Here is a 25,809-nt window from a genome sequence, read left to right as displayed (position 1 = left end):
AGGACGTGAACTCCCTCGAACCCTCCGGCAGACCCCAGGACGCCAAGGATCTTCAGCGCGTCCGGTCCGTGATCGCCAACGCCCGGCGCGTCGTGGTCAAGATCGGTTCGTCGTCCCTGACCGGCCCGGACGGGCACCTCGACGTCGAGGCGCTGCGCGGGGTGGTCGAGGTCCTCGCCGCGCGGCAGGCCGCCGGCGCCCAGGTCGTGCTCGTGACGTCGGGTGCCGTGTCGGCCGGCATCGGACCGCTCGGGCTCGCTGCCAGGCCGCGCGACCTCGCCACGATGCAGGCCGCCGCCTCGGTGGGCCAGGGGCAGCTCGTGGGCCGGTACCAGGAGGAGTTCGCGGCGTTCGGCATCCAGATCGGGCAGATCCTGCTCACCGCGGAGGACACCGTTCGGCGGGCCCGCTACCGCAACGCGCAGCGGGCGCTCGAGCGGCTGCTCGCCCTCGGCGTCGTGCCCGTAATCAACGAGAACGACGCCGTGACCACCGACGAGCTGAAGTTCGGCGACAACGACCGCCTCGCGGCGCTCGTGTCGCACCTGGTGCGCGCGGACGCCCTGCTGCTCCTGACCGACGTCGACGGCCTGCACGACGCGCCGCCGTCGCGCCCCGGCGCCCGCCGCATCCCGCTGGTCAACGACCTCGCCGAGGTCGCGGCCGTCGAGGTCACCGCACGCGGCAGCGCCGTCGGCACGGGCGGCATGGTCACCAAGCTGGAGTCGGTGCGGATCGCGACGGGCGCAGGCGTCCCCGCCGTCCTCACCCTCACGGCCAACGCCGCCGCCGCGCTCGCGGGCGACGACGTCGGCACCTTCTTCGCCGCGACCGGACGCCGCACGTCGGCGCGCCGGCTCTGGATCGCGCACGCTGCCCGCACGCAGGGCCGCCTCCACCTGGACGACGGCGCCGCGCGTGCCGTCCTCGGCGGCCGCGCCTCGCTGCTGCCGGCCGGGATCACCAAGGCCGAGGGCCAGTTCGACGCGGGCGACCCCGTCGAGCTCGTCGCGCCCGACGGCACCGTGGTCGCCCGGGGGCTCGTGGCCTTCGACGCGAGCGACCTCCCCGCACTGCTGGGGCGCTCCACCTACGCGCTCCGCGAAGAGCTGGGCGAGGGGTACGACCGGGAGGTCGTGCACCGGGACGACCTGGTGCTGGACCGGCCGACGAGTTCCCAGGGGCGAACGCGCCGGACTCGGTGAAGCGTCCGGGGGAGCGTCCGCAGAGCGGATTCTCGCTCGGTTTTCGCACCTGCCCGACGTACTCTCGACGCATGACGATAGTGAGCCAGGACGAGGCGACACCTGCCGGAGGCGAGACCGCCGGAGGAGCCACCCCGGCGCCGCCCGGCACAGCGGACGTCACCACCGCGGTGCACGACGTCGCCCGGCGTGCCAAGGTCGCCTCGCGCACCCTGGCCCTGGCGAACCGGATGACGAAGGACGCCGCTCTCGACGCCATCGCCGACGCCCTGGTAGCAGCCGCGGACCGGATAGTGGCCGCGAACGCCGAGGACCTGGAGCGCGGACGCGCCAACGGGATGTCCGACGGCCTGCTGGACCGGCTGGCCCTCACCCCGGAGCGGATCGCGCAGATCGCGGACGCGCTGCGCGACGTCTCCGGGCTGCCCGACCCGGTCGGCGAGGTGGTGCGCGGGCAGACCCTGCCGAACGGCCTGCGCCTGCGCCAGCTCCGCGTCCCGATGGGCGTGGTCGGCATGATCTACGAGGCGCGCCCCAACGTGACGGTCGACGCCGCCGGCCTGGCCCTGAAGTCCGGCAACGCGGTGATCCTGCGCGGGGGGAGCGCGGCGGCGTCGTCGAACGCGGTGATCGTGGCGGTGATGCAGGGTGCGCTGGAGGCGCAGGGCCTGCCCGCCGGCCTGGTCCAGTCGATCGACGCCTACGGCCGTGCGGGCGGTGTGGCGCTCATGCGTGCCCGCGGCCTCGTGGACGTCCTGGTCCCGCGCGGCGGTGCCGACCTCATCCAGACGGTCGTGCGTGAGTCCCTCGTGCCCGTCATCGAGACGGGCGTGGGCAACGTGCACGTCTACGTGGACGCGACGGCCGACGTCGACATGGCCGTGGCGATCGTGATGAACGCCAAGACCCAGCGGGTGGGCGTCTGCAACGCGGCCGAGACGCTGCTCGTGCACGAGGACGCCGCCGCGGCCTTCCTTCCGGCGGCGCTCGCCGCGCTGGCCGGCGCAGGCGTGGTGCTGCACGGGGATCCCGCCGCCATGTCCTTTGCCCCCGACGGTGCCGACATGGTTCCCGCCACGGACGAGGACTGGGCAACGGAGTACCTGGCGCTGGAGCTCGGTGTGCGGGTCGTGCCGTCGCTGGACGCCGCGATCGAGCACATCCACACGTGGTCCTCCGGGCACACGGAGGCGATCGTGACGCGGGACATCGCGGCGGCGGAGCGGTTCGTCGCGGAGGTGGACTCCGCGGCAGTGATGGTGAACGCGTCGACCCGGTTCACCGACGGCGGCGAGCTCGGCCTGGGTGCCGAGATAGGCATCTCGACGCAAAAGCTGCATGCGCGTGGCCCCATGGGCCTGACTGAGCTCACCACTACCAAATGGGTCGTTACGGGCGACGGCCACATCAGGCCGTGAGCGCCCGTCGGCGTCCTGGAGACCTCCCCAGGATCTCCTTGCGACCCAGTGTCGGCGTGTACTCGCCGCAATTCGTCCGTGAGAGACTAAAGCCCACGTGAGCACGTCCGACCGGGAGGAAGTACCCGTGCCCTATATCGCCGTTCTGGCCGCCGAGGCTGCCTCGGAGCACGCCAACGAGCCGATCGCTCCGATCGTGCTCGGTCTGATCGCCTTCGGCTCGCTCGTTGCCGGCCTGTTCGTCACGTACGCGTTCCGCAACGTCGGCAACCGGCACTGATCCGCCAGACGGGAGCCTGACGACCAGATGAGCGCACCCACCGTATGAGTGCCCCCACTGGGACCAGGCCGCGCATCGGAGTGATGGGCGGCACGTTCGATCCCATCCACCACGGCCACCTGGTGGCCGCGAGCGAGGCGGTGGCCCACCTGGGGCTGGACGAGGTTGTCTTCGTCCCCACGGGCCGGCCGGGTTTCAAGCAGCAGCAGCGGGTCACCCCGGCTGAGCACCGCTATCTGATGACGGTGATCGCCACGGCGTCGAACCCGCGGTTCAAGGTGAGCCGCGTCGACATCGACCGGGCGGGCCTCACCTACACGGTGGACACCCTCCGCGACCTGCGCGCCCAGCGCCCGGAGGCGGACCTGTACTTCATCTCCGGGGCGGACGCCATCCAGCAGATTCTTCGGTGGAAGGATGCCGAGAAGCTCTGGGACATGGCACACTTCGTCGCTGTCACACGGCCAGGGCACATGCTCACCGTGGACGGGCTTCCTCGGGACGGTGTGACGACGCTCGAGGTTCCTGCACTTGCTATCTCTTCGACCGACTGTCGTCGTCGGGCCGAGGAGGGGTTGCCGGTCTGGTATCTGGTGCCTGACGGCGTGGTCCAGTACATCGCCAAGCACGGACTGTATCGAGGTCTTCACGATGAGTGACAACAAGGGTCGTCCCATGACGCGCCGCGAGATCCGCGAACGTGAGGCTGCCGCTGCGGCCGCCGCCGGTGGTGCTTACCCACCGCCGGCCGGGCAGCAGCAGCCTCCGCACCGTGGCGCGCCCGCGCCCGAGGGCGGCTGGTCGCCGAACCCGCCGGTCGCACGGCCTCCGCAGGCGACGGGCGGCTCGCGCGGCGTGGACTCCACCGGTCGGCTCACGCCGGTGCAGCAGCCTGGCGGCAACCCGCCGCCGTACGCACCGGGTGGTCCCGGTCAGGGCCGGCCGGGCGCTCCGTCCGGCCCGGGCAGCCACGGCGGACCGCCGCCCGGTCCTGGTGGCCGCGGCGCCCCTGGGGGCCCCGGTCAGGGCGGGCAGAGCGGACCGCCCAGCCCGTTCGGCTCCCGCTCGTCCGGCGCTCCCGTTCCGCCCGGCCCCCAGCAGGGCCGGTCCGGGCGGTTCGGCCCGCCGAGCGCGCCCCAGGGTCCTGGCGGCCCCGGCAGGCCCGGCGACCCCGGTCAGACGTCGCAGTGGGGGGCACCCGTGCCCGGCCCGACCCAGCCGCCGTCGCCGTTCGGCACTCGCGGCGGTGCGCCGGGTGGTCCCGGCGCGCCCGGCGGCCTGGGTCAGCAGCGCCCGGGGAGTCCCGGCCGCCCGGCCGGCGGTCCGCCCGGTGGCTCGATGTCGGCCGCCGCACCCGCCCTCCCATGGGAGGCCGGCGCGGCGGCGGCTCCGCAGTCCATGCCGTCGGGCGGCGCGCCCGCGGCTCCTGGTTCCCCCTTCCCCGGACGCCCCGGTGCGGGAGGCCCCGCTGGCCCCGGTTCGGGTCCGGTCGGCGCCCCCGGTCAGCAGCGCCCCGGCGTCCCCGGACAGTTCGACGTCACCCCGGGTGTCCAGTCCCGTGCCTCCCGCCGCGGAGCGGAGGAGGAGTGGGACGAGGAGGAGGACGAGGGCCCGCAGTACACGTGGCTGCACTACATCATCCTGGTGGTCGTCGCCTTCGTGCTGGGCCTCCTGATCTGGAAGCTCGTGCTCGAGGGAGACAACCCCGGGTTCGGGACGGACCAGGCGGCGGCCATGCTTGGCACTCTGCCGGGTCAGCTACCCGGCCTCATGAGAGGTGGTACCGCATGACGGCGACCGAGCGGGCCACAGAGCTCGCGATCCTCGCTGCGCGGGCAGCGAGCGACATCAAGGCGCAGGAGATCATCGCGCTCGACGTGAGCGAGCAGCTGGTCCTGACCGACGTCTTCCTCATCGCGTCCGGTGCCAGCGAGCGGCAGGTGTCCGCGATCGTCGACGCCGTCGAGGAGGCGCTCTTCAAGGCGGGCGTCAAGCCGATCCGGCGCGAGGGCAAGTCCGAGGCACGCTGGGTGCTGATCGACTTCGGCGACATCGTCGTGCACGTCCAGCACGCCGAGGACCGCACGTACTACGCGCTCGAGCGCCTGTGGAAGGACTGCCCGCCCATCCCGCTGCCCGAGGACGCGCGCGGCGGCGGTGACGCGACCGAGTACAGCGATCCCGACGACGGCGGCGCGATCCACCTCGCCGGGGACGCGCGCCGGTGACGGCGGGAACCGTCGTCCTGCTGCGCCACGCGCGCACGGCATACAACGCCGGCCTGCGGCTGCAGGGCCAGATCGACATCCCCCTCGACGAGGTGGGCCGCTGGCAGGCGGAGCAGGGCGCAACGGCGCTCGCGGCGTCGCACAAGGCGTCCCTCGTGGTGTCCAGCGACCTGCTGCGTGCACGGGACACGGCCGCCGCGTACGCGCGGCACGTGGGCGTGGACGTCGTGACCGACGCCGGTCTGCGCGAGCGTTCGTTCGGTGTCTGGGAGGGTTTCACCGACGCGGAGATCGCCGAGCGCTGGCCGGAGGAGCACGCGATCTGGCGCGGCGGCGGGGAGCCGTCGGCGGCGGGCGTCGAGTCCAAGGCCGCCGTCGCCCGGCGCATGGAGGAGGCGGTGCTGCGGCACGCCGATTCCCTGGGCGCGGGGGAGACGCTCGTGGTGGTCTCGCACGGGTCGGCGATCACTCAGGCGATCACTCGCATGCTGGGTCTTGACGCCGTGGCGTGGCGCGGGCTGCACGGCCTGCACAACGTGCACTGGTCGCACCTGCGCGCTTCCGGGCCGGAGGCGACGCCGCCGTGGCGGCTGGTGGCGCACAACGTAGGCGCCGGGTACCCGCTCGACACGTGGCAGGCCGGGCCGGAGTCCAGGCCGTGACGGAACGCACGCGGGTTTTGATTTGGTCCCTGGCGTCGGTCTGCATAGACTAACGACGCTCGCCCGGCCGGATGGCTGGGGGAGACCAATTCGGGGCTGTGGCGCAGCTGGTAGCGCACCTGCATGGCATGCAGGGGGTCGGGGGTTCGAGTCCCCCCAGCTCCACCGAAATACAGACGCCCAGGTCACTCACGTGACCTGGGCGTCTGACGTTGACGGGCTCGATCAGCCGACGGCGTACGCCCGGACGACCGTCTTGGTCACCGACCCACCGGCCTCGTCCCACGCCTCGACCTTGAGCGAGACGTGCTCGGTGCCGGCCGGCGCCCTGACCGTCGCGACGTAGCCGCCGTCATCGGTCCTCGTCACCGTGGCCCGGTGCCAGGTGCCGCCGTCGTCGGACGACCACCACAGGCGGGCGCCCTCCACCAGCGACGTGTCGTACGCGCCGTCCTGGTGGCTCACGCCGACCCGCACCCGGGTGGTCGCGGGCGCGGTGCCCGAGGGGTCGAGCCCGCGCACGTCCCACGTGGTGTCGAGCAGCGGCGGCACGGCGTCGTCGCCGACGTCGGACCGCGCGTGGAACGTCCACTCGCCGGTCACGTTGGTGGCGAGCCGGTACGCGGGATCGCCGGGCGTGCTCTCCAGCAGCATCCGGTAGTCGGCCCCGCCCTCGGGCACGGTGGGGAAGGAGTAAGGCTCCGGAACGTCCTCGATCAGCTCGCCGTCCTGCCAGACGCGCAGCCGCTCCCCGACGTCCGAGCCCCACAGCACGCCGCCGTCGTCGTCGGCGCGGCTCGTCGGGGCGAGCGAGAGGTCGCCGCCCCACTGCGTGACCGGCGTGATCGACGAGACGGCCGGTGCCAGCGCACCCGCTGCGAGCCCCTGCCGGGCGCGGCCCGGCTCGCTCCAGACGTGTCGCTCGGCCTCGGTGAGCACCACGCCCACGCCGTCCTCCTGGATCTCGGACCCGAGGTACCACCTGCCCGGCAGGGCCGTCAGGTACTCGGTGCGCCGCGTTCCGACGGGAACCGGCTCGATGGCTCCGCCGGCGATGATGGTGCCCGGCTCCCAGTACAGGCGCCGCGCGAGGTGGGTGTCACCGACCGACGCGCCGTAGGTGGTGTCGACGGCGACGGTCGTGCGGCGGTCGCCCCGCAGCGCCGGGACCTCCAGGCCCTCGCTGTGGTGGGCGAGGTCGTAGCGGTAGGGCGCGGCTGCGTCACCCCTGTCGTCGCCCGAGGTGGGCGCCAGCAGCGTCGCCTGGATGATGGTGTCGTAGTCGCCGTGCGTCGCCGCAGGCACCGGGGTCAGGGCGAGGTCCGTCCCCGGCCCGTACATCACGTTGACCCCCGCGGAGGCGAACTCCGCAGAGTCCTCGGTCTCCACGGACAGACCCAGGCTCGCCAGCTCGGCCGGACGGTGCGTGGAGGTGGTGACCTCCCGCGCCGTCGTGCCATCCAGGAGGACCTCCGCGTCGGCGGTGGCGTCGACCTCACCGCTCGACAGGAACAGCGCGTCGGTCACTGCGCCGTCCTCGCCCAGCGTCTCGATAAACGCCACCGGGCTGTATACGCCCGGGATGACGCGCGCCGTGGCGACGCCGTCCTCGAAAAAGAGGTTGGTGCCGAAGATGCCGCCGTTCTCGGGATCCAGCTTGATCGCGGCACCCCAGGTGTCGGCGGTGACAGGCTCCCCCGCCCGGTCGACGGCGCGCACCGTGAGGTTCACGTACTCGCGCTCCTTGGCCCAGCCGACCGGCGTGCGCACCTTGGTGCCGTCCGTCCCGGTCGCGACGAGCGTCCCGCCGATGGCGCCGATCGCGCCCGGGCCGTCGGCCGCGGTCAGGTCGACCGTCGCGGCACCGCCCGCCGGCACGACGACGGAGTCCGCCGACAGGCTGAGCGCGGCAGCCACGTCGGTGCCCGCCGAGTCCGCGACGCCGGCCGCCAGGGCGAGCGTGACGTCGTCGGACCCCGCGTTGGTGTAGGTCACGGTGCGGGTGGCCGACTCGCCGTCGTGCGGCCAGGCGAAGGTGCCGAACGAGACCGACGGCGTGGCCGTGACCTGCTGCGCGATGGCGCCAGGGACGGTGATCCGCCCCGCACCCTCGGCCCAGACGTCCGCGCCCGTCGGCTCGGCCGAGCCCATCAGCGCGGACTTGAGCGCCGTCGTGTCGAGGTCCGGCCGGGCCTGCTTGAGCACTGCCGCGGCGCCCGCCACGTGCGGGGCGGCCATGGAGGTGCCGCTCAGCGCGACGTGCAGGTCGTCGACGACGTCGCCCGCGGTTGTGCCCGCGGCCCGTGCGGCGACGATCCCGTCACCCGGGGCGACGACGTCCGGCTTGAGCAGCCCCGCGTCGGAGCCGCCGCGGCTGGAGTAGACCGTGACGTCGTCGGCGTCGTCGACGGCGCCCACCGTGAGGGCCTTCGCCGCGATGCCGGGCGAGCCCACGCTGCCCTGGCCGAGCTCCCCGTAGTTGCCCGCGGAGATGACGAACAGCGTGCCGTACTGCTCGGTCAGCTCGTCCACCGCGACGGCGTCCGGGGACGGGACGTCGAAGAACAGGCTGCCCAGCGACAGGTTCACGACGTCGGCACCCTCGGCGGCCGCCCACTCCATGCCCTCGATGACGCCCGACAGCTCGCCGAAGCCGTCGTCGTCGAGCACCTTGCCGACCAGCAGGTCGGCGTCGGGAGCCACGCCGCGGTTCACGCCGTCGGACGCGTCGCCCGAACCGGCCACGATCGAGGCGACGTGCGTGCCGTGGCCATCGCCGTCGACCACGTTGCCCTTGCCGGTGAAGTCGCGCTCGCCGACCACCGCCTCGTCGAGGTCGGGGTGCGTCGCGTCGATGCCGGAGTCGAGCACGGCGACGGTGACACCCTCGCCCGTGAACCCGGCCTGCCATGCTTCGGGGGCGCCGATCTGCGGTGTCGAATCGGCGTCGGAGGCCCGGACGGGCTGGTCCAGCCAGACGTGGCCGATGCTGCCGGGTGCGGTCCGCTTGGTCGAGGCGCCGCCCGGTGCCTCGGCCGGTGCGAGGGCGTCGAGCAGCTTCGCTGCCCGTCCCTTCGGCAGGACGTCGGCCACCGCGCCCACCGATTCCAGCTTCCGGTCGGGCGTGATGCCCGACGCCGCCCAGCTCGGCTTGCCCTGTGCCTTGGTTCGGGCGCTGTCGTCCGGGGAACCGGCCGTATCCGGGTCGGTCGCGGCCGCCGCGGCTGCCTCGGTGGCCTCGGCCGTCTGGACAATGACCGGCAGCGAGTCGCGCGAGGCGTCGTCGTACCCGGCCTTGATGAGGCCTGTCACGTCGAAGAGCGCGCGGTCCAGGCGACTGGGCACGAGCTGCGCGACGTCGCGCGGGATGACGTAGAGATGCTCTCCCTCACGCTGCTGGAAGAAGGCCATGTGTTCGCGACCCGCGCCGGGCCGCACTGTCGCCGTGACCGAGCCGTCGGGCGCGGTCCGCACCGTGACTTCGTCGCCGGTCAGCAGTGTGACGGCCGCGGGACGACCCTGCGCCGCGGCAGTCGAAGGCTCCTGCTCGTGATGCGGTGCCGGTGTGTCCTGCGGGACGGCCGCGGTCGCCCACGTCCCCCCGCCCAGTGCGATCGCCATCGCGACCGCTGCTGCACTTGCTCTCTTACGCATCGGGTTTCTCCCGTCCGGGTCGAGCGCGCCGCCTGTGCGACGCCACGTCAACCAGACGCGCGGGACCCGGCGATGGGTTGCTTGACCTGCGGAATCAGTCCGGACTTGGAAGCGCGGGCGCGGGTGGGGGCGGCCGCCCCGGAACTGTGGTGACGATCACCGTCTGGCACTCCCGAGGTCCGTTGACCTCAACCGCGGTTGGGGTTCTAGCGTCGGAGCCATTCGACGAGAGGACGAGGAAAATGCCCGTCTACACCCTGCCGGACCTGCCCTACGACTACGCGGCGCTCGAGCCGCACATCAGCGGGCGGATCATGGAGCTGCACCACGACAAGCACCACGCCGCGTACGTGGCCGGCGCCAACGCCGCGCTCGACGCGCTGGCCCAGGCCCGGGAGAACGGCGACCTCGCCGCCGTGAACCTGCACGAGAAGAACCTCGCGTTCAACCTGGGCGGCCACACCAACCACACCGTGTTCTGGCACAACCTCTCGCCCGACGGCGGCGGTGAGCCGGACGGCGAGCTCGCGGCGGCGATCGTCGACCAGTTCGGCACGTTCGCGGCGTTCAAGGCGCACTTCGCCGCGGTGGCGACCGGGATCCAGGGCTCCGGGTGGGCGGTGCTCGGCTGGGACAGCATCGGCGAGCGGCTGCTGGTGTTCCAGCTGTTCGACCAGCAGGCGAACGTGCCGCTGGGCATCACCCCGCTGCTGATGCTCGACATGTGGGAGCACGCGTTCTACCTGGACTACCTCAACGTCAAGGCCGACTACGTCAAGGCGTTCTGGAACCTCGCGAGCTGGTCCGACGTCGCCGGCCGGCTCGACCGGGCGCGCGCTGCCACGGGGAGCCTCATCACGGCGTGATCCGGTGCGGGTTCGCCCTGGTGGGCGGCGTCGGGCGGTGGTTGCCCGCTTTGGTCCCAGCGGCCGAATCGGTCTATGCTGGCGGCGCTCGTCCTCACCAGGGCGAACACCCACGGGGCTGTGGCGCAGCTGGTAGCGCACCTGCATGGCATGCAGGGGGTCGGGGGTTCGAGTCCCCCCAGCTCCACCGAAACACCTGGTCAGAGGCCATTCCGGAATCCTGTTACAAGGAGGAAGGGATGGCCTCTCGCCATAGGATCCCGGATACGGCCTCAACCTTCGACGGTCTCGGCGCGTGGGTAGGAGCATGGAGACACTTTCGGGGAAACGGGTCGAGGTCCGCGTGGGCGGCCGGTCGCGGGACGAGGAGTTCGTCGCGTTCGTTGAGGCGGACGGTCCGTACCTGTTTCGGACGGCGTTCTTGCTGGTCGGCGAGCGTGCCCTGGCCGAGGACCTGGTCCAGAGCACCTTCGAGCGCGTCTACCGACGCTGGGACACAGCTCGGGCCGCCGGGGCACCTCGCGCGTACGCGCGGAAGGTGCTGGTCAATCTCAGGACTGATGCGTGGCGTCGGACGCGGTTGACGGATGTCCCGGGTGACGACAACGTTCCGGTCGCTCACGCGGACGATCACGCCGCACAGATCGCGCTCCGGGACGAGCTCGCCCGGGCGCTGGGGAGTCTCTCGCCGCAGCAGCGACGGGTCGTGGTGCTGCGGCACGTCCTTGATCTGCCGGAGGCACAGGTTGCCCGTGAGATCGGGCGATCGGTCGGCACCGTCAAGGCCGCGAGCTCCCGGGGTCTCGAGCGGCTTCGCTCGCTCCTGACCGGCGCTGCCCCGGAGACCACGGACGACCCGGTCTTCGACGGTCGCGAGACGTTGACCCGCAGCAAGGCCGCGGCGGCACGTCAGGTCCGCCGCAGCGCTGCGCTCAGCGTCACCGCAGTCGCGGTGAGCGCGTTCATCGCCCTGATCGTGCATGGTCCGGTCGGTGTACCGGTGCTGGACACGACCACAGGTCCGGCACACCGCTGGCTGGTGGAGACCTTCCACCTGCCCTCGGTCGACACCAGTCGTGATGACGGCCCGGTCCGGGACGAGGATGCGGTGACCAGGCAGGACGACGCCGTCGGGCTGGGCGACCTCGACATCCCCGAGATGGCGGCCCTCGCCGCCCCATGCGCTGGGAACGATCTCCCGACGCCGGACGCGACCAGGACCATCCCGGTCCCCGCGGACGCCCCGACCGGGGACTACACCATCGTCCAGGCACTCGACGCCGGAGACGCTCGCCCGGCGGTCGAGTGCGTCGACTACATCCCCGAGCACAGGGTGAGCCTTGGCAGCCCTCCGGAAGTCATGGTCGGGTCCGGGATCGGGTCCGACCCCAACGTTCCGTTCACGGTCCGTCGCGACGGGACGCTGATCGCCGCAGCGGCCCGACCCGACGTCGGACCCGGCTCCGAACCGATCACCGCACTGGCGCGGCCCACAGCCACCGGGCCGGCCGGCGAGTCCGCACTGGAGCACTGGCAGCTCTCAGCTGCCTCGCCCGACTCCGACAGCGAGCATCGCAGCTACGCCGTCAGCAGCCCGGTCCTCACCGACACGCACGTCGCCTGGACCGAGGGGTTCTCCGAGAGCGAGCCGGTCGTGGTCAAGGCGCAAGGACCGGACGGCGAGGTCCGTACCATCACGAGCTACCAGCCGGATCCCGCTCGGCATGTCTGGAAGATCGCAGCGGGAGGGCGAACCCTGGCGATCTTGCACCTCACGGACGGGAATCTCGCCGACCCGGACCGGTGCGCGGGGCGCATCGACCTGGTCGACCTGGGCGCACCCGACACCGACATCGTCCGCGACGTGGTCACGGACGTCTGCGCCATCTCCGACAGTGACGACGGTGTCGTCGTGTCACGCAATCCTGCTGAGGGTCCCAGCACGATCGGACTGCTCTCGGCAGGCTCCGGCCTGCGCGACCTCGTGCGGCTCGACCAGAGCACGGCGTGGAACCACTACGCGTACCTGAACGGAGACACGCTGTTGTTCGAGTCGGGCGGGTGGATCGTGGCGCTCGACACGGACTCGCGCGACGCCACAGTCGTCCGTCAGGATGCCTCGTGGCCGGTCAGCGCGTTCGACGACGGCATCCTCTGGGCCGACGGCGAGAGCATCTACTTCCTGCGGCTGGAACCACGGGACGGAGTCGCCGTGCCCGCCCTGACCACGCTCGGGCCCGGGCCGGACGAGGACGGGACCGCGTGGCTGGACGTCGCCGGCGCTGCGAACCGTGTCGTCTGGACCGAGCACGCCAGCGCCGAGCTGGAACGCCTCCAGAATCAGGACCGCTGGAGCTACGGCGACCTGCGACAGACGGTGGTGTACGCACGGACGTCGTGGTGATGCCGACAGCGCGCCCGTAGTCGCTGGTCAGAGGGCCATCCCGGAATCCCGTCGCAAGGAGGAAGGGATGGCCCTTCGCCATGAGCTCAGCAGATCCGTCCACTAGAGTGAAATGACGGGTCACGACGAGCGCGCTGCGGCCTGAACCACCGCCTCCAGACGACCCAGGCCGTTTCGTGCACCCGTGGCCGCCTTTCCTGGCGAACGGGAGGCGCACGATGATCTTCAACGACCGTACCGACGCCGGCCGGCAGCTGGCCGAGCGCCTGCAGCCCTTGCGCGGCGAGAACGTAGTGGTCCTCGGGCTGCCGCGCGGTGGTGTTCCGGTCGCCTTCGAGGTCGCGAGGGCACTGGATGCCCCGCTCGATGTGATCGTCGTACGCAAGCTCGGTGTGCCGTATCAGCCCGAGCTCGCCCTGGGGGCGATCGGCGAAGGCGACGTCCGGGTGCTCGATGAGCGGATCACGGGCCAGGTGCGCCTGCCGACCGAGGAGCTCGCCGAGGTCGAGCGCGCCGAGCGGGCCGAGCTGCTGCGCCGCGTCGAGAAGTTCCGCGCCGGTCAGGACCGGACAGCGCTCGTGGGCCGGACCGCGCTGATCGTCGACGACGGGCTGGCGACCGGGTCCACCGCCCGTGCGGCGTGCCAGGTCGCACGAGCGCAGGGCGCGGCCCGCGTGATCCTGGCGGTGCCTGTGGGCGCGGCCGATGCGGTCCGCTTGCTGCAGCGCGATGCCGACGACGTGGTGTGCCTGGAGACGCCGGCCCGGTTCATGGCCGTCGGCCAGTGGTACAGCAACTTCCGGCAGACCACGGATCGCGAGGTCGCAGGCCTGCTCGACCGTGCCGCACGCCGCACCGCACAGCAGTCACCGGAGCGAGCTGCCGTGGCCGCCGACGACCCGCCGCTGTGCGACGAGGACGTCGAGGTGCTCACAGACCCGGTACAGCTCTCGGGACACCTCACGATCCCCGGGAACCCGATCGGCGTCGTGGCGTTCGCCCACGGGAGCGGGAGCAGCAGGCACAGCCCGCGCAACCGGTACGTCGCCGCGGAGCTCAACCAGGCCGGGCTGGGGAGCCTCCTGTTCGACCTGCTCACTCCACAGGAAGAGCTCGACCGTACGAAGGTGTTCGACGTCGAGCTGCTCGCCCAGAGGCTCGTCGAGGTCACCCTCTGGCTGGGCGCCCGGGCGGACGCAGGCTCCCTTCCTGTCGGGTACTTCGGGGCCAGCACCGGCGCCGGTGCGGCGCTGTGGGCGGCGGCCGACCCGCGGGTCGATGTCCGGGCGGTCGTGTCACGCGGCGGCAGGCCGGACCTGGCCGGGCCGCGCCTGGCCGACGTCGACGCCCCGACGCTGCTGATCGTGGGCGGCCGCGACGAGACCGTCCTGGCGCTCAACCGGAGCGCCCAGGCAGCCGTGGGCCGCGGCTGTCAGCTCATCGTCGTGCCGGACGCGACCCACCTGTTCGAGGAGCCGGGAGCGCTGGGCCGGGTCGCCGCACTCGCGCGAGACTGGTTCGTCCAGCACCTCACGCGCGCCGCGGCGACCACGCTCTGACGGTTAGCGTGTAAGTCCCCCGGAGGCAGAGAGGTCATGGCTCGCCGGCCGAGTCCAGGTGTCCGATGTCAGACAAGACTGATTTCAAGAAGAGCCTCGACGCGTACCAGGCGAAGCTGGGCCGGCTCCGGATCGTCGACGTCCCTGACCTGCAGTACCTCATGATCGACGGTCACGGTGACCCCAACACCTCGCCGAGGTTCGCCGAAGCGGTCGAAGCGCTCTACCCGCTGGCCTACACGCTGAAGTTCGCCAGCAAGCGAGGCCTCGACCGCGACTTCGTCGTGATGCCGCTGGAGGGCCAGTGGTGGGCCGACGACATGGACTCCTTCACGGCTGCGCGGGACAAGTCGCGATGGGACTGGACCCTGATGCTCATGCAGCCGGACTGGATCGACCGGGACATGTTCGACGCGGCCGTCGAGCGGGTCCGGGCCAAGGGCCGTCCGGCTCGCCTCGACGACGTCCGACTCGAGCCGCTGTCCGAGGGGCGGTGCGTGCAGACGCTGCACGTCGGCTCGTTCGACGCGGAGGCGGACCTGCTCAAGCGGATGCACGAGGAGTTCATCCCGGACAACGGGCTCCGCATGGTCGGCAAGCACCACGAGATCTACCTCAGCGACTTTCGCAGGGTCGCACCCGAGAAGCAGAGGACGATCCTCCGCCAGCCGGTCAGCGGCTCCGGCGCCTCGGGCGGATAGCCGTACCCGGTCGCCTGCCTCAGGAGGCTGCGCCCACGGCGTCGGCCAGTGCGAGCACGGCCGCTCGTGCCGGGGCGTGGACCCGTACCTCTGTCCGGTGCACGAGCCGGGGAGCCCTGAGCGGCACGATCGCGAGGCCCGCGGGCGGCGCGTAGCCGGTAGCCGGTGCCGCGTGCAGCCCGTGGCCCGCGCGGACCAGTGACGTGACGGCGTCCGTCGAGGTCCCGGTGTAGGTGGTGCCGCGCCGCAGGCGGAGCCGGGCGGCGGAGGCGAGGTCCGACGTCGAGCAGCTCGTACCGGTCGTGTCGAGCCATCGCGCGTCGGTGAGGGTCGTCAGATCGATTGCGTCCCGTCCCGCCAGCGGGTGGCTTGCCGGGAGGAGCACCCCGATCGGCGCCTCTGTCACCACCCTGACAACGAGGTCGGGGCCGGAGCCGGGCAGCGGGTCGCCCGGCGCGGCGATGCCGTCGACGACGGCCACGTCGGCGCGCCCGGAGCTGAGCGCGGCGGCCGCCCCGGCGGCGTCGTCCACGACGACGGCGGCGAGCAGGCCGGCCACCGGGACGAGGTGCTCCGTGCCCGGCGTGACGGCCATGGACACCGGTGTGTCCTCGTCGCGCCCGGTCACCCGGGCGACCGCGGCTCGCGCGGCCTGCTCGTGCGCCAAGATCTGCCGGGCGTGCCGGAGGAACTCCCGGCCGGCCGGGGTCGGAGCGACCGTCGGACGCCGGGTGAGCAGCGGGGTACCCGCCGTCCGCTCGAGGCCGGCGACGTGCTGGGAGACCGCGGACTGGGTGAAGCCCAGGGCGCTGGCAGCGCGGGAGAACGAGCCGGTCTCGGCGACGGTGGCCAGGCTGAGCAGCGCGCGGGTGTCCACGGGAGCCAGTATCTCCCGGCGCGGACCCTGGGTATAAGCAATCCCGATCAAGGCATCGGCATTCATCGTTGGACGTGATGCAGGGCCGCGCCTCAGCATGGGCGCATGAATCCCACACGCATAGCGCTGGTCGGGGACCGCTCGACGGCGGTCCGCGCCCACGAACGGATCCCGCAGATCGCCTCCGGGTACGACGACGTCGACCTGCACTGGCTCCCGACCGCGGACCTCGTGCCCGCCGAAGCGACGGCGTTCGACGGCGTCTGGGTGGTACCCGGCTCCCCGTACGCCGACGAGGACCGGGTCGTGGACACAATCCGCGCCGCCCGGTCGGGCGGGACGCCGCTGCTCGGCACGTGCGGCGGGTACCAGCACATGGTCCTGGAGTTCGCGCGCAACGTGGTCGGGGTCGCGGCGCGGCACGCCGAGAGCCCGGTCGCGGGTGGCGGGGGCGACGCTCCGGCGTCGACGGCGCTCATCACCGAGCTCGCGTGCTCCCTCAAGGGCCGCAGCGGGCAGGTCGACGTCGTGCCCGGCAGCCGGGCGGCCGCGGCGCTCGGCGAGCAGAGCTTCGAGCGCTTCCACTGCTCCTTCGGGCTCACGGCCGACGACGCCGCACCCCTGGTCGCGGCGGGGCTGGTGCTGTCCGGGACGAGCCCCGACGGCGAGCCTCGCGTGGTCGAGCTGCCTGGGGACGCGTTCTGGCTGGGTACCGCCTTCCAGCCCGAGCTCGCCGACGCGCAGCCCCACCCCGTCGTCGACGCGTTCGTGACGGCGGCCCGCGAACGGGCGCGGCGGCGCCTCGCCGAGGGCCTTGACGTGATGGCCGGCCGTTGAGGTACGTGACCGTGCCGGGGTACGGCGGCTCCGGGGCCGACCACTGGCAGACGCACTGGGAGCGCGACCTGCCGGCCACACGGTTCCGGCCCGGGTCCTGGGCCGAGCCCGAGTCCCGGGACTGGGCCGACGCGCTGACTCGCGCCGTGCGGGGCGGCGCCGGGCATGCTGGCGCCGGGTATGACGGGGAGGGGCCGGCGGTCCTCGTGGCGCACAGCCTCGGCTGCCTGGCCGCCGCCTCGTGGCTTGCGGAGCACGCGCCGGGCGAGGTGGTCGGCGCCCTGCTCGTGGCAGTCCCCGACCCCTCGGGGCCGGCGTTCCCGGCTGCGGCCACGGCGGGTGGCTTCCGGGCCGTCCGACGACGGCTGCCGGTCCCGGTCACCGTCGTCGTCTCGGACGACGACCCGTATGCGTCCGCGAACTGGGCCCGGGAACTGGCCGCGGTGTGGGGAGCCGAGGTGGTCGGGATCGGCCCGGCCGGTCACGTGAACGACGCGAGCGGCCTCGGTGCCTGGCCCGCAGGGCGGGGGATCCTTCATCGGCTCGGTTAGCGCCGTCGCGGCTGTCGGGTCCTCGCCCGAGCGCGGTGCTTCCTCGACCAAGGGGTCGTGCCGAACTAGGGTGAACAACTCAAACCGACCGCCATGACCCATGCCTTCTCGGAGGAGCCGCTGTGCGACGCACCTCGCTCGCTACGAGCGCCCTGAACGTCCTGCTGCGACCGGCGACCGCCGGGATGCGGGCGCCCGACCGCACGTTCGACGCGCTCGTCACGAAGGCCGAGCGGAAGGCGAGGTCCGATGCAGCGGAGGTCCCGGAGTTCGTCGACGACCTCCGATTCCTGTTGCATTCCTTCGCCTCGTGCCCGGGGCTGAGCCCGATGGGCTGGCAGAGCGTCGTCTCCGACGTCGGCACCCGCCTCGAGAACCGGCTCCGGATAGCTCGGCTGATCCGCCAGATCCCCGAGATCGAGGACGAGCCGATCGAGAACCCGGTGATCATCGTCGGCCTGCCGCGAACGGCGACGACGTTGGCGCACAACATCATCGCCCGTTCGGAAGGGCATCGAGGCCCGGCCCTGTGGGAGCTTCTGTTCACCGACATCGACCGTGGCGAGGGTGCCCAGCGGGCCCACGTCGAGGACGCCCGGAAGATGGCACGCACCTTCATGCGGCTCGCTCCGGCGTTCCAGGTGATCCACCCGCTGGACGCCGAGAAGCCGGACGAGTGCAACTACCTGCTGCCCCACGGGAGCTCGCACCTGGCCCGGGCGGACATGCCCGACTACAACCGCTGGCAGCGTGACCGGAACTACTTGCCGGACTACGGCTATCTCAAGCAGGCGATCCAGGTGCTTCAGCACGGTCGCGAGCGCCGCCGGTGGGTCCTCAAGTCGCCCATGCACCTCGGGCACCTCCCGGAGCTCCTGACGGTGTTCCCCGGCGCGACGATCGTGTGGACCCACCGCGACCCGGCCACGGCTATCGGGTCGGTGTGCTCCATGGTGGAGGTCACCCAGGCGCTGCACGTCCGGCGCCCCGACCTGTACGCCATCGGACGGACGTGGCTCGAGCTCCTTGCCTCGGCGGTCGAGCAGGCGCAGGTGGCCCGGGCCGAGGCTCCGGCGGCGTCGTTCGTGGACGTGCCCTATGCCTGGCTGACCGCGGAACCGCATGCACGCATGCCCGAGGTCTACGAACGGATCGGCGCGTCCTGGACCGACCGTGACGCGGGAACCCTCGACGCCGTCTTGGCGCGTCCCCGTCCGGGGCGCTCGCACAAGTACGAGCTGTCCCGGTACGGGCTGACGCCGGCTGCCGTCGAGGCCGCGTTCGGCGGCTACGCGGCGACGTACTGCGCGGCCTGAGCGGCGCCTGCTTGGAGATGGGCGTGGGCAGGCCGGCGGTGAGCCTGTCGACGGCGGTACGGCGGTCTCGTCATCCCGCCGTCTCAAAGCCGAGCTCGTCGCCGGCCTTGCCGGAGCGTCTCCGGTTGTCCACAGATTCGGATACGGGCACGCGATGCGTATGGTTGTTCGATACGATGATGGCATGACGCGGATCGCGGGTGTACCAGCTGAGGATGAGGCGGCCGCCTCAGCGGTGTTGCCCGACGGCGGCCGGCCGGTGCTGGACGCCGGCGTCGTGGCGCAGCTGCGCGAGGTGCTTGCCGAGGGGGCTCTGCCCGGGGCCACCGACACAGCGGCGGTGCCGAAGGAGACGCTGACGGCGTGGGTAGACCTGCTTGGCGAGGTGGAGAAGGTAAAGCACACGGTGGCTGCGGTTCAGGCGCGGGTTGCGGTGGCACTGGACGAGGCGACCAGGGCGTCGGAGGAGAAGCAGGGGATCCGTAAGGAGCGTCGCGGGCGTGGTGTGCCGTCGCAGGTCGGGGCGGTGATGGGGCTCTCACCGAACGCCGCCGCCTCATTCCTGGGCGACGCCCGGGTGTGGGTCCAGCAGATGCCGTGCACGTTCGAGGCGCTGCGCGTCGGGGCGTTGAGCGAGTGGCGGGCCAGGATCATGGTCCGGGAGACCTCGCACCTGAGTGCGGAGCACCGCAGGATGATCGACGAGCTGGTGTGCGGTGACCTGCGGGCGCTGGCGGGGCTGGGCGGCAAGCGGCTGACCGCAAGGGTCAACGAGCTGGCGGCTCGGCTGGATGTGCATGCGTGCGTGAAGCGTCTCGCGAAGGCTGAGAGCGAGCGGTGCGTCAGTGTTCGTCCGGCGCCGGACCTCATGGTGTACCTGACCGCGCTGGTCCCGATGAAGCAGGGCATCCAGGCCTATGCCCAGCTCAAGGCCCACGCGGATGCCGTTAAGGGCACAGGCGACGAGCGGTCCGGCGGGCAGATCATGGCCGACACCCTCATCGAGCGGGTCACCGGCCGGAACAAGGCCGACCAGGTCCCCGTGACCGTGAATCTGCTGGTCTCTGACGAGACCCTGCTTGCGGGTGGACAGGCGCCGGGTGTGCTGCTGGAGGGTTCGGCGGCCGGGGTCGGTGCGGTGCCGGCGCAGGTCGCACGGGAACTGGTCGCGGCCGGTGTGGACGCGGACGCGGCCTGGTTGCGGGCGATCTACGCGGACCCTCAGGGCCGGCTGCTGGCGACCACCTCGGTCGGCCGGTTCTTCCCGGACGGCATCATGAGCCTGCTGCGCGCCAGGCAGCACGGGGTCTGCGCCAGCCCGTACTGCGACGCCCCGATCCGGCATGCCGACCACGTCGTTCCGCACGGTGACGGCGGGGCCACCAGCCTCGGTAACGGGCAGGGGCTGTGCGTGCGTTGCAATCACGCCAAGCAAGCGCCCGGATGGTCGCAGTCTGTGCTGCCCCCGGATGATCCGGAGGCGCGCGGCCGGCACGCCGTGGAGACGGTCACCCCGACCGGGCACCGGTACCTGTCGGTCGCGCCCGAACCGCCTCGCCCGGTCAGGAGCAGCCCGGTCCATCGAGGCCGACATCCGCGGAGTGACCGCGGCTCCCTGAGCTGTGCGAGTGCGCCCGGACCCATCTCCCGCCCTCGACGCCGGCTACGCCGCCGTCGGGCAGGAAGGGGTGTGGATCTCGCTTGGGCGCTACCGCCTGACCGCAAGCCCTGACCGCCACGGCATACCCGCCGTGGCGGCCACGGGCGTGCCCCCTCAGGCGGCGCGCCGGAGCGACAGGAATGTCGCCGCAAGCGCGGCGGCCAGGAGAGGAGGGTGCCGTGCGGAGCCTCCGGGCTGGTAGTGGGAACGGGGCGGCCGTCCTAGGCAGGGAACACGCAGAACTCGTTGCCCTCGGGGTCTGCCATGACCACCCAGTCCTCGTGCCGGCCGACCTCGCTCGCGCCCGCCCCGATCAGCCGCGCCACCTCGGCCTCCCGGTCGGCAGCGCGCAGGTCGAGATGCACGCGGTTCTTGACCGTCTTGGGCTCGGGCACTCGGTGGAAGAACAGTCGAGGGAGGCCACCGTCCAGCGCCTCCACCAGTACGGAGGGGTCGTCCTCGGGGTCGTCGACGCCGATCGCGCGCAGCCGCGCGAGCTCTTCCTCGTCGTAGGGCGCGACGTCGTAGCCGTCCAGGGCCGTTGCCCAGAACCGCGCTACGGAGGCAGGGTGGCGGCAGTCGAACACCACATCCTTTAGGGTCGCCATGCCGGCAACGCTAGACCGCGGCCGACGCTTCACACAGCACTTTCGGGGAGGGTCAGCCCCGGAGCTCCTCCACGGCGGCGCCCGGCTGTTCCGTGAGCTCCGCGGCGTCCTGCAGCCCGGACTCCCGGCTTGCGAGCCCTAGCCTGCTGGAGACACCACACCAAAAGAGGCGCCGCCGCACTGCTGGCGTCGGGTATGGCGCTTACGCTCGTCGGGACGGCCTGGCTGAGCCGACTCGACGCCGGCGACGCCCACCCTGCGGCGGGAGACACATCATGACTGGCTGGACAGAGGAAGAGCTGAGCAGCGTCGGAGCCGCGCGCGAGCTCAAGGTCGCCTCGGAGCGTTCCGACGGAACACTGCGCCCGTACGTCATCATCTGGCAGGTCCGGGTGGACGACGCGATCTACATCCGCTCCGCGCACGGCCCCGAGAACAGCTGGTTCCGGCATGCCAAGGCGGCAGGCGCCGGGCGGATCAGCTCGGCCGGGGTCGAGCGGGACGTGCGCTTCGAGCCCGCGGAACCCGACCGGGCTGCCGACATCGACGCGACCTACCACGCGAAGTACGACCGGTTCGGCCCCGGCCCCGTCGGGGCGGTCACCGGGCCGGAGGTGCACGAGACGACGCTGCGAGTGGTGCCGCGAGACTGAAGGGCTCAGGCCTCCGGAATCTTGAATCCGGCGGCCTGGAGTGTCAGGGAGGCGGGCTCCGGCCCGCGGCGCACGGCCTGGTCGAGCGCGTCGACGGCGCTCAGCTCGGCATCCGAGAGCTCGAAGTCGAAGACGTCGAGGTTCTCCTCGATGCGGTGCGGCGTGACCGACTTGGGGATGGCCGACCGTCCCTCCTGCAGGTGCCAGCGGAGCATCACCTGGGCCGCCGTCTTGCCGTGGGCCTTGGCGATGCCAGCGATCGTGGAGTCGTCGAGCGTGCTGCCGCCCCCGTTCGGGCCCTCGCGGTAGAAGGTGATGCCGCCGATCGGGGACCAGGCCTGCGAGAGGATGCCGTGCTCGGCGTCGGCGGCCAGCGTGAGGGAGTGATTGGCAGTACCGGTCACGGCAGGGCGTGCCTGTGGCGCCGGTCTGTGCCTAACGTCGATCCATGGACATCGACCCCCGAACCCCGACGATCAAGAACCCGCCCGAGCGCTTCACGGGCGACGTATGGCTCGATCCGATTGCGGCCCCGCGCACCGCGGGCCAGCGCATGATCGTTGCCAGGGTCCGGTTCGCGCCCGGTGCCCGCACCGCGTGGCACTCGCACGCGCTCGGTCAGACGCTCCACATCACCCAGGGCGTCGCCTGGGTGCAGGCACGCGGGGGCGACCGGGTCGAGCTGCACGCCGGCCAGACCGCCTACTGCCCGCCGGGCGAGGAGCACTGGCACGGCGCGGCATCGGACAGCTTCATGGAGCACCTCGCCATGCTCGACAACGCCGACGACCCGGACAAGACCACGATCTGGCTGGAGCACGTCACCGACGAGGAGTACCGCGCGGCCGACGGCCCGGTGAGCTGACCGCGTCCGCGACGGCGCATCGCCTGGGTGCACGACGGCCACCTCGATGTCCACCCTGGGACGTACGAGCTGTCCGCCCTGGGCTCGATGCGGGGGGCGACGCCGGTCCGTAGATTTTCCGCCATGACCACGGCCACTCAGACCCCGTCCGCCCGTGTGGGCATCTCGCACCCAGTGGTGCGGATCGCGCTCGTCGTGATCCTGAGCTTCGTGCTGGGCGGCCTGACGTCGTACGCGCAGGGGTTCCTGCCGGACGAGATCGTCTCCTTCGCGAACTCCTCCAGCGGCTGGACGGTCCTCACCGCGCTGCTCGTGTACTGGTCCAGGGCGCGCACCGTGCCCGCAGCCGTGCTGGGAGCGACGAGCTTCGTGCTGCTCGTCCTCGGGTACACGGTGGCGTCCCAGGTGCGGGGCTACTTCTACGACCCGCTGTTCTTCTCCGTCGTGGGTGTGGTGGCCGGCCCGTTCGTCGGAGTCGCGGCGTCCTGGATGCGCGCCACGGGCGTCCGCGCGGCGCTCGGCACGGCGCTGCTCGCGGGCATCGGCGTCGGGGAGTCCGTCTACGGCCTGACGATCGTCCACGAGAGCACGAGCCCCGTGTACTGGACGGCGATCGGCGTGGCCGGCCTGGTGCTGCTGGCCGGTGTGCTCGTCCGCCGCATCCGCGGCGCGCTGCCCGTCGCCCTGGCGATCGGCGGCACGGCAGTCGTCGCGACGGCGTTCTTCGTCGCGTACACGAGCCTGTAGCCGCGCCTCCCTGAGGCTCGGCAACTTGAGAATCGTTCTCATATCCGGCTACTCTCCGTCGGTAACGAGAATGATTGTCATTCCAGAAGGAAGGAGCGGGCGGCCCGGACCGAGCCGCCCGACCAACGATGCGAAATCACACCACCCGCGCGGCCGCAGGCCTCGGCGTCGCGCTGTCCCTCGTCCTGCTGAGCGCATGCGCCGCCGAGGGCGGTTCGGCGTCCGGCGCGGCCTCGGAGTCTGCGTCCGCCGGGACCGGCGAGCAGGAGGCGCCCGATGCCACCGAGGTGCAGTCGCGCACGCCGCGCATCGCCGTCACCTACGACGGCGGTGTCCTGGTGCTCGACGCGATGAGCCTCGAGCCCGTCGGCGACATCGCGCTGGAGGGCTTCAACCGGCTGAACCCCGCCGGCGACGAGCGTCACCTGCTGGTCTCGACCGGTGGCAAGTTCCAGGCGCTCGACCTGGGCACCTGGGCCGAGGCGCACGGCGACCACTCCCACTACTGGACCGCGGAGCCCACGCTCACCGACGTGGCCTACGACGCCGTCGAGCCCGGTCACGTCGTGGTCCACGAGGGCCGCACCGCGCTGTTCGACGACGGCACGGGCCAGGTGCGCGTGCTCGACTCGGAGCATGTGGCCGACGCCGACTCCGCGGCCCGGGAGTACACGACGCCGTCGGCCCATCACGGCGTCGCGGTCGAGCTGACCGACGACACGCTGGTGGTCTCCGAGGGCACCGAGGAGGCGCGCACCGGCATCCGGGCGCTCGACGGCGACGGCGAGGAGATCGCCGCCTCCGACGACTGCCCCGGCGTGCATGGTGAGTCCGTGGCGGCCGACGAGGCGGTGCTGATCGGCTGCGAGGACGGCGCCGTGCTCTACAAGGACGGCAAGATCACCAAGGTGGACGCGCCGGACAAGTACGGCCGCATCGGCAACCAGGCCGGCACCGAGGTGTCGCCGTTCGTGCTGGGCGACTACAAGACGGACAAGGACGCCGAGCTGGAGCGGCCCACACGGGTCTCGCTGATCGACACGCGTGACGGAGGGCTCGAGCTGGTCGACCTGCCGTCGTCGTACACCTTCCGGTCGCTCGCGCGGGGCGACGAGGGCGAGGCCCTCGTGCTCGGCACGGACGGCCAGGTGCACGTGATCGACCCGGAGACTGCGAAGCTCACGAAGTCGATCCCGGTGATCGACGAGTGGGAGGAGCCGATCGAGTGGCAGGACCCGCGCCCCGCGATCCTCTCCCTGGACGGTTCCGTGTACGTGACCGACCCGGCGAACGACTCGATCCACGCGGTCGACGTCGAGACGGGTGAGGTCTGGAAGTCGGCTGAGCTCGGCGTCACGCCGAACGAGCTGAACGGCGTGCTGGGCACCGAGGCGCACAGCCACTGACGCCGGCACCTCGGAGCCTCCGTCCTCGCTGGTCGAGCTTGTCGAGATCCAGGTCTCGACAAGCTCGACCAGCGGGGCTGGAGGCTTGACCGCGCGAGTCCTGCGCGCTCAGGCCTCGGCGAAGAACGTCCGCAGGTCCTCGACCACGAGCTCCGGTACCTCCATGGCCGCGAAGTGGCCGCCCTTCGGGTACTCGGCCCAGTGCTCGATGCGGGCGTTGTCCCGCTCGGCGAGCGACCGGATGGTCTGGAAGTCGTCCGCGAAGACCGCGACGCCGATCCGGCCCGTGCTCACCACGGGCTCCGCGCCGGAGCGCTGCTCGGTGTAGTGGTAGCGCACCGCCGTCGCCGCCGTGTTGGTCAGCCAGTAGAGGCTGACCTGGGCCAGCACCTGGTCGAGGGACACCAGGCTGGTGCCGTTGCCGAAGTTCTCGAACAGCTCGCTGTAGGCGAGCTGCGCGACGGGCGAGTCACTGAGCCCGGCGGCGATGGTCTGGGGGCGGGAGGCGTTCATCGCGTTGTACCCGCCCACGCTCTGGAACCACTGCATGTGCGCCAGCGCGGCGAACTCCTTGGGGCCGAACCCGTCCATCTCGCCCTCCGCGCCGGACGGGAAGGAGAAGAGCTGCAGCAGGTGGGCGCCCAGGAAGCCCTCGGGGTCCATGACCGCGAGCTCGCGGCCGATCATGGTGCCGGCGTCGCTGCCGTGGGTGCCGTACGACTCGTAGCCGAGCCGGCGCATCAGGGCGTCCCAGGTGCGGGCGACGCGGGCCATGGTCCAGCTCCCGCCGTCGGACGGCTCGCTGAGCGGGGTGCTGAAGCCGAAGCCGGGGATCGAGGGGACGACGACGTGGAAGGCGTCCTCCGCGCGGCCGCCGTGCGCGACCGGGTCGGTGAGCGGGCCGATCATGTCGAGGAAGTCGAGGAACGACCCCGGGTAGGTGTGGGTCAGGACCAGGGCCCGTGCGCTCGGCTCGGCCGAACGGACGTGCAGGAAGTGCACCGTCTGCCCGTCGATCTCGGTCAGGTACTGCGGGAACGCGTTGGCGCGCTCCTCGACCGCACGCCAGTCGAACGCGGTGCGCCAGTGATCGACCGACGCGCGGAGGTAGGCCTCCGGGGTCCCGTAGTCCCAGGAGTCGCCCGGCGCGGCCGGCGCGAAGCGGGTGCGGGCGAGGCGGTCCTGCAGGTCGTCGAGGTCGGCCTGCGGGATCTCGATGCGGAAGGGGCGGATCTCTGTGGTGTTGCTCTTGGTCTCCATGTCTCCGACTCTATGGGCGATTCAGGAACGTTTCTTTCCTCTATCCTGGACA

Annotated in this window: 24 protein-coding genes and 2 tRNA genes; 21 read left to right on the top strand and 5 right to left on the bottom strand. The window is 72.0% G+C overall.

What is annotated here, in order from left to right:
- Positions 1–5: 5 nt before the first annotated feature.
- From proB to IE250_RS04980, 8 genes are all read left to right on the top strand, one after another.
- A complete protein-coding gene (gene proB / locus IE250_RS05015) occupies positions 6–1,205 on the top strand; it encodes a glutamate 5-kinase (RefSeq protein ID WP_189668111.1) in 1,200 nt (399 codons plus the stop codon).
- Between the two features lie 71 nt (positions 1,206–1,276).
- Positions 1,277–2,623 (top strand): glutamate-5-semialdehyde dehydrogenase, encoded by a 1,347-nt coding sequence (locus IE250_RS05010; RefSeq protein ID WP_229872129.1) that lies wholly within the window; start codon positions 1,277–1,279, stop codon positions 2,621–2,623.
- Between the two features lie 97 nt (positions 2,624–2,720).
- On the top strand, positions 2,721–2,903 hold the full coding sequence (locus IE250_RS05005) for a hypothetical protein (RefSeq protein ID WP_189668376.1): 183 nt from the start codon (positions 2,721–2,723) through the stop codon (positions 2,901–2,903).
- A 44-nt stretch (positions 2,904–2,947) separates the two neighbouring features.
- Positions 2,948–3,562, top strand: a complete 615-nt coding sequence (gene nadD / locus IE250_RS05000; protein ID WP_189668110.1) for a nicotinate-nucleotide adenylyltransferase — start codon at positions 2,948–2,950, stop codon at positions 3,560–3,562.
- Positions 3,555–4,694, top strand: coding sequence for a hypothetical protein (locus IE250_RS24815; RefSeq protein WP_189668109.1), 1,140 nt, complete (start codon positions 3,555–3,557; stop codon positions 4,692–4,694). The genes nadD and IE250_RS24815 overlap by 8 nt, the downstream gene beginning before the upstream one ends.
- Positions 4,691–5,131, top strand: coding sequence for a ribosome silencing factor (gene rsfS, locus IE250_RS04990; RefSeq protein WP_189668108.1), 441 nt, complete (start codon positions 4,691–4,693; stop codon positions 5,129–5,131). The genes IE250_RS24815 and rsfS overlap by 4 nt, the downstream gene beginning before the upstream one ends.
- Positions 5,128–5,793 carry a histidine phosphatase family protein gene (locus tag IE250_RS04985; RefSeq protein WP_189668107.1) on the top strand — a complete coding sequence of 222 codons (666 nt, stop codon included), beginning with the start codon at positions 5,128–5,130 and terminating at the stop codon, positions 5,791–5,793. The genes rsfS and IE250_RS04985 overlap by 4 nt, the downstream gene beginning before the upstream one ends.
- 92 nt (positions 5,794–5,885) lie before the next feature.
- Positions 5,886–5,958, top strand: a tRNA-Ala gene (locus IE250_RS04980).
- A gap of 60 nt (positions 5,959–6,018) precedes the next feature.
- Here IE250_RS04980 and IE250_RS04975 read toward each other — a convergent pair.
- Positions 6,019–9,447, bottom strand: a complete 3,429-nt coding sequence (locus IE250_RS04975) for a S8 family serine peptidase (protein WP_189668106.1) — start codon at positions 9,445–9,447, stop codon at positions 6,019–6,021.
- Between the two features lie 242 nt (positions 9,448–9,689).
- On the opposite strand from IE250_RS04975, the gene IE250_RS04970 reads away from it, so the two are divergent.
- From IE250_RS04970 to IE250_RS04950, 5 genes are all read left to right on the top strand, one after another.
- Entirely contained in the window at positions 9,690–10,313 is a 624-nt protein-coding gene (locus IE250_RS04970) for a superoxide dismutase (RefSeq protein ID WP_189668105.1), read from the top strand.
- Between the two features lie 114 nt (positions 10,314–10,427).
- Positions 10,428–10,500 (top strand) — tRNA-Ala (locus tag IE250_RS04965).
- A gap of 120 nt (positions 10,501–10,620) precedes the next feature.
- Positions 10,621–12,717 (top strand): SigE family RNA polymerase sigma factor, encoded by a 2,097-nt coding sequence (locus IE250_RS04960; protein WP_189668104.1) that lies wholly within the window; start codon positions 10,621–10,623, stop codon positions 12,715–12,717.
- 218 nt (positions 12,718–12,935) lie between these two features.
- On the top strand, positions 12,936–14,276 hold the full coding sequence (locus IE250_RS04955; RefSeq protein WP_189668103.1) for a phosphoribosyltransferase family protein: 1,341 nt from the start codon (positions 12,936–12,938) through the stop codon (positions 14,274–14,276).
- A gap of 65 nt (positions 14,277–14,341) precedes the next feature.
- Positions 14,342–14,977 carry a GyrI-like domain-containing protein gene (locus IE250_RS04950; protein WP_189668102.1) on the top strand — a complete coding sequence of 212 codons (636 nt, stop codon included), beginning with the start codon at positions 14,342–14,344 and terminating at the stop codon, positions 14,975–14,977.
- Positions 14,978–14,996: 19 nt separating this feature from the next.
- On the opposite strand, the gene IE250_RS04945 is transcribed toward IE250_RS04950, so the two are convergent.
- Complete coding sequence (locus IE250_RS04945) at positions 14,997–15,854, bottom strand: LysR family transcriptional regulator (RefSeq protein ID WP_189668101.1); 858 nt, start codon at positions 15,852–15,854, stop codon at positions 14,997–14,999.
- Between the two features lie 105 nt (positions 15,855–15,959).
- Between IE250_RS04945 and IE250_RS04940 the strand changes: the two genes are divergently transcribed.
- From IE250_RS04940 to IE250_RS04925, 4 genes are all read left to right on the top strand, one after another.
- On the top strand, positions 15,960–16,691 hold the full coding sequence (locus IE250_RS04940) for a glutamine amidotransferase-related protein (RefSeq protein ID WP_189668100.1): 732 nt from the start codon (positions 15,960–15,962) through the stop codon (positions 16,689–16,691).
- Positions 16,692–16,696: 5 nt separating this feature from the next.
- Complete coding sequence (locus IE250_RS04935) at positions 16,697–17,242, top strand: RBBP9/YdeN family alpha/beta hydrolase (protein ID WP_229872184.1); 546 nt, start codon at positions 16,697–16,699, stop codon at positions 17,240–17,242.
- A 122-nt stretch (positions 17,243–17,364) separates the two neighbouring features.
- Entirely contained in the window at positions 17,365–18,558 is a 1,194-nt protein-coding gene (locus IE250_RS04930; protein WP_189668098.1) for a sulfotransferase family protein, read from the top strand.
- Between the two features lie 184 nt (positions 18,559–18,742).
- Positions 18,743–20,290 carry an HNH endonuclease gene (locus IE250_RS04925; protein ID WP_189668097.1) on the top strand — a complete coding sequence of 516 codons (1,548 nt, stop codon included), beginning with the start codon at positions 18,743–18,745 and terminating at the stop codon, positions 20,288–20,290.
- A 149-nt stretch (positions 20,291–20,439) separates the two neighbouring features.
- On the opposite strand, the gene IE250_RS04920 is transcribed toward IE250_RS04925, so the two are convergent.
- Entirely contained in the window at positions 20,440–20,826 is a 387-nt protein-coding gene (locus IE250_RS04920; RefSeq protein ID WP_189668096.1) for a VOC family protein, read from the bottom strand.
- Positions 20,827–21,101: 275 nt separating this feature from the next.
- Here IE250_RS04920 and IE250_RS04915 point away from each other — a divergent pair, with 275 nt between their 5' ends.
- Entirely contained in the window at positions 21,102–21,479 is a 378-nt protein-coding gene (locus IE250_RS04915) for a DUF2255 family protein (RefSeq protein ID WP_189668095.1), read from the top strand.
- A 5-nt stretch (positions 21,480–21,484) separates the two neighbouring features.
- Here IE250_RS04915 and IE250_RS04910 read toward each other — a convergent pair whose 3' ends face one another.
- On the bottom strand, positions 21,485–21,883 hold the full coding sequence (locus IE250_RS04910) for an aldo/keto reductase (protein WP_373301588.1): 399 nt from the start codon (positions 21,881–21,883) through the stop codon (positions 21,485–21,487).
- Between the two features lie 44 nt (positions 21,884–21,927).
- Between IE250_RS04910 and IE250_RS04905 the strand changes: the two genes are divergently transcribed.
- The 3 genes from IE250_RS04905 (at position 21,928) to aztD (ending at position 24,497) form a co-directional block, all read left to right on the top strand.
- Positions 21,928–22,344, top strand: a complete 417-nt coding sequence (locus tag IE250_RS04905) for a (R)-mandelonitrile lyase (RefSeq protein WP_189668094.1) — start codon at positions 21,928–21,930, stop codon at positions 22,342–22,344.
- A 123-nt stretch (positions 22,345–22,467) separates the two neighbouring features.
- Positions 22,468–23,091, top strand: coding sequence for a DUF6518 family protein (locus IE250_RS04900; protein ID WP_189668093.1), 624 nt, complete (start codon positions 22,468–22,470; stop codon positions 23,089–23,091).
- A 128-nt stretch (positions 23,092–23,219) separates the two neighbouring features.
- The gene (gene aztD, locus IE250_RS04895) at positions 23,220–24,497 is read left to right on the top strand and encodes a zinc metallochaperone AztD (protein ID WP_189668092.1); all 1,278 of its coding nucleotides are present in this window, start codon (positions 23,220–23,222) and stop codon (positions 24,495–24,497) included.
- Positions 24,498–24,605: 108 nt separating this feature from the next.
- On the opposite strand, the gene IE250_RS04890 is transcribed toward aztD, so the two are convergent.
- Positions 24,606–25,757 (bottom strand): epoxide hydrolase family protein, encoded by a 1,152-nt coding sequence (locus IE250_RS04890; RefSeq protein WP_189668091.1) that lies wholly within the window; start codon positions 25,755–25,757, stop codon positions 24,606–24,608.
- Positions 25,758–25,809 lie beyond the last annotated feature (52 nt).

Origin of the sequence: Promicromonospora soli, assembly GCF_014653785.1 — a bacterium.
Lineage (GTDB): Bacteria > Actinomycetota > Actinomycetes > Actinomycetales > Cellulomonadaceae > Promicromonospora > Promicromonospora soli.
This window is presented reverse-complemented; position numbering and strand designations above follow the sequence as displayed.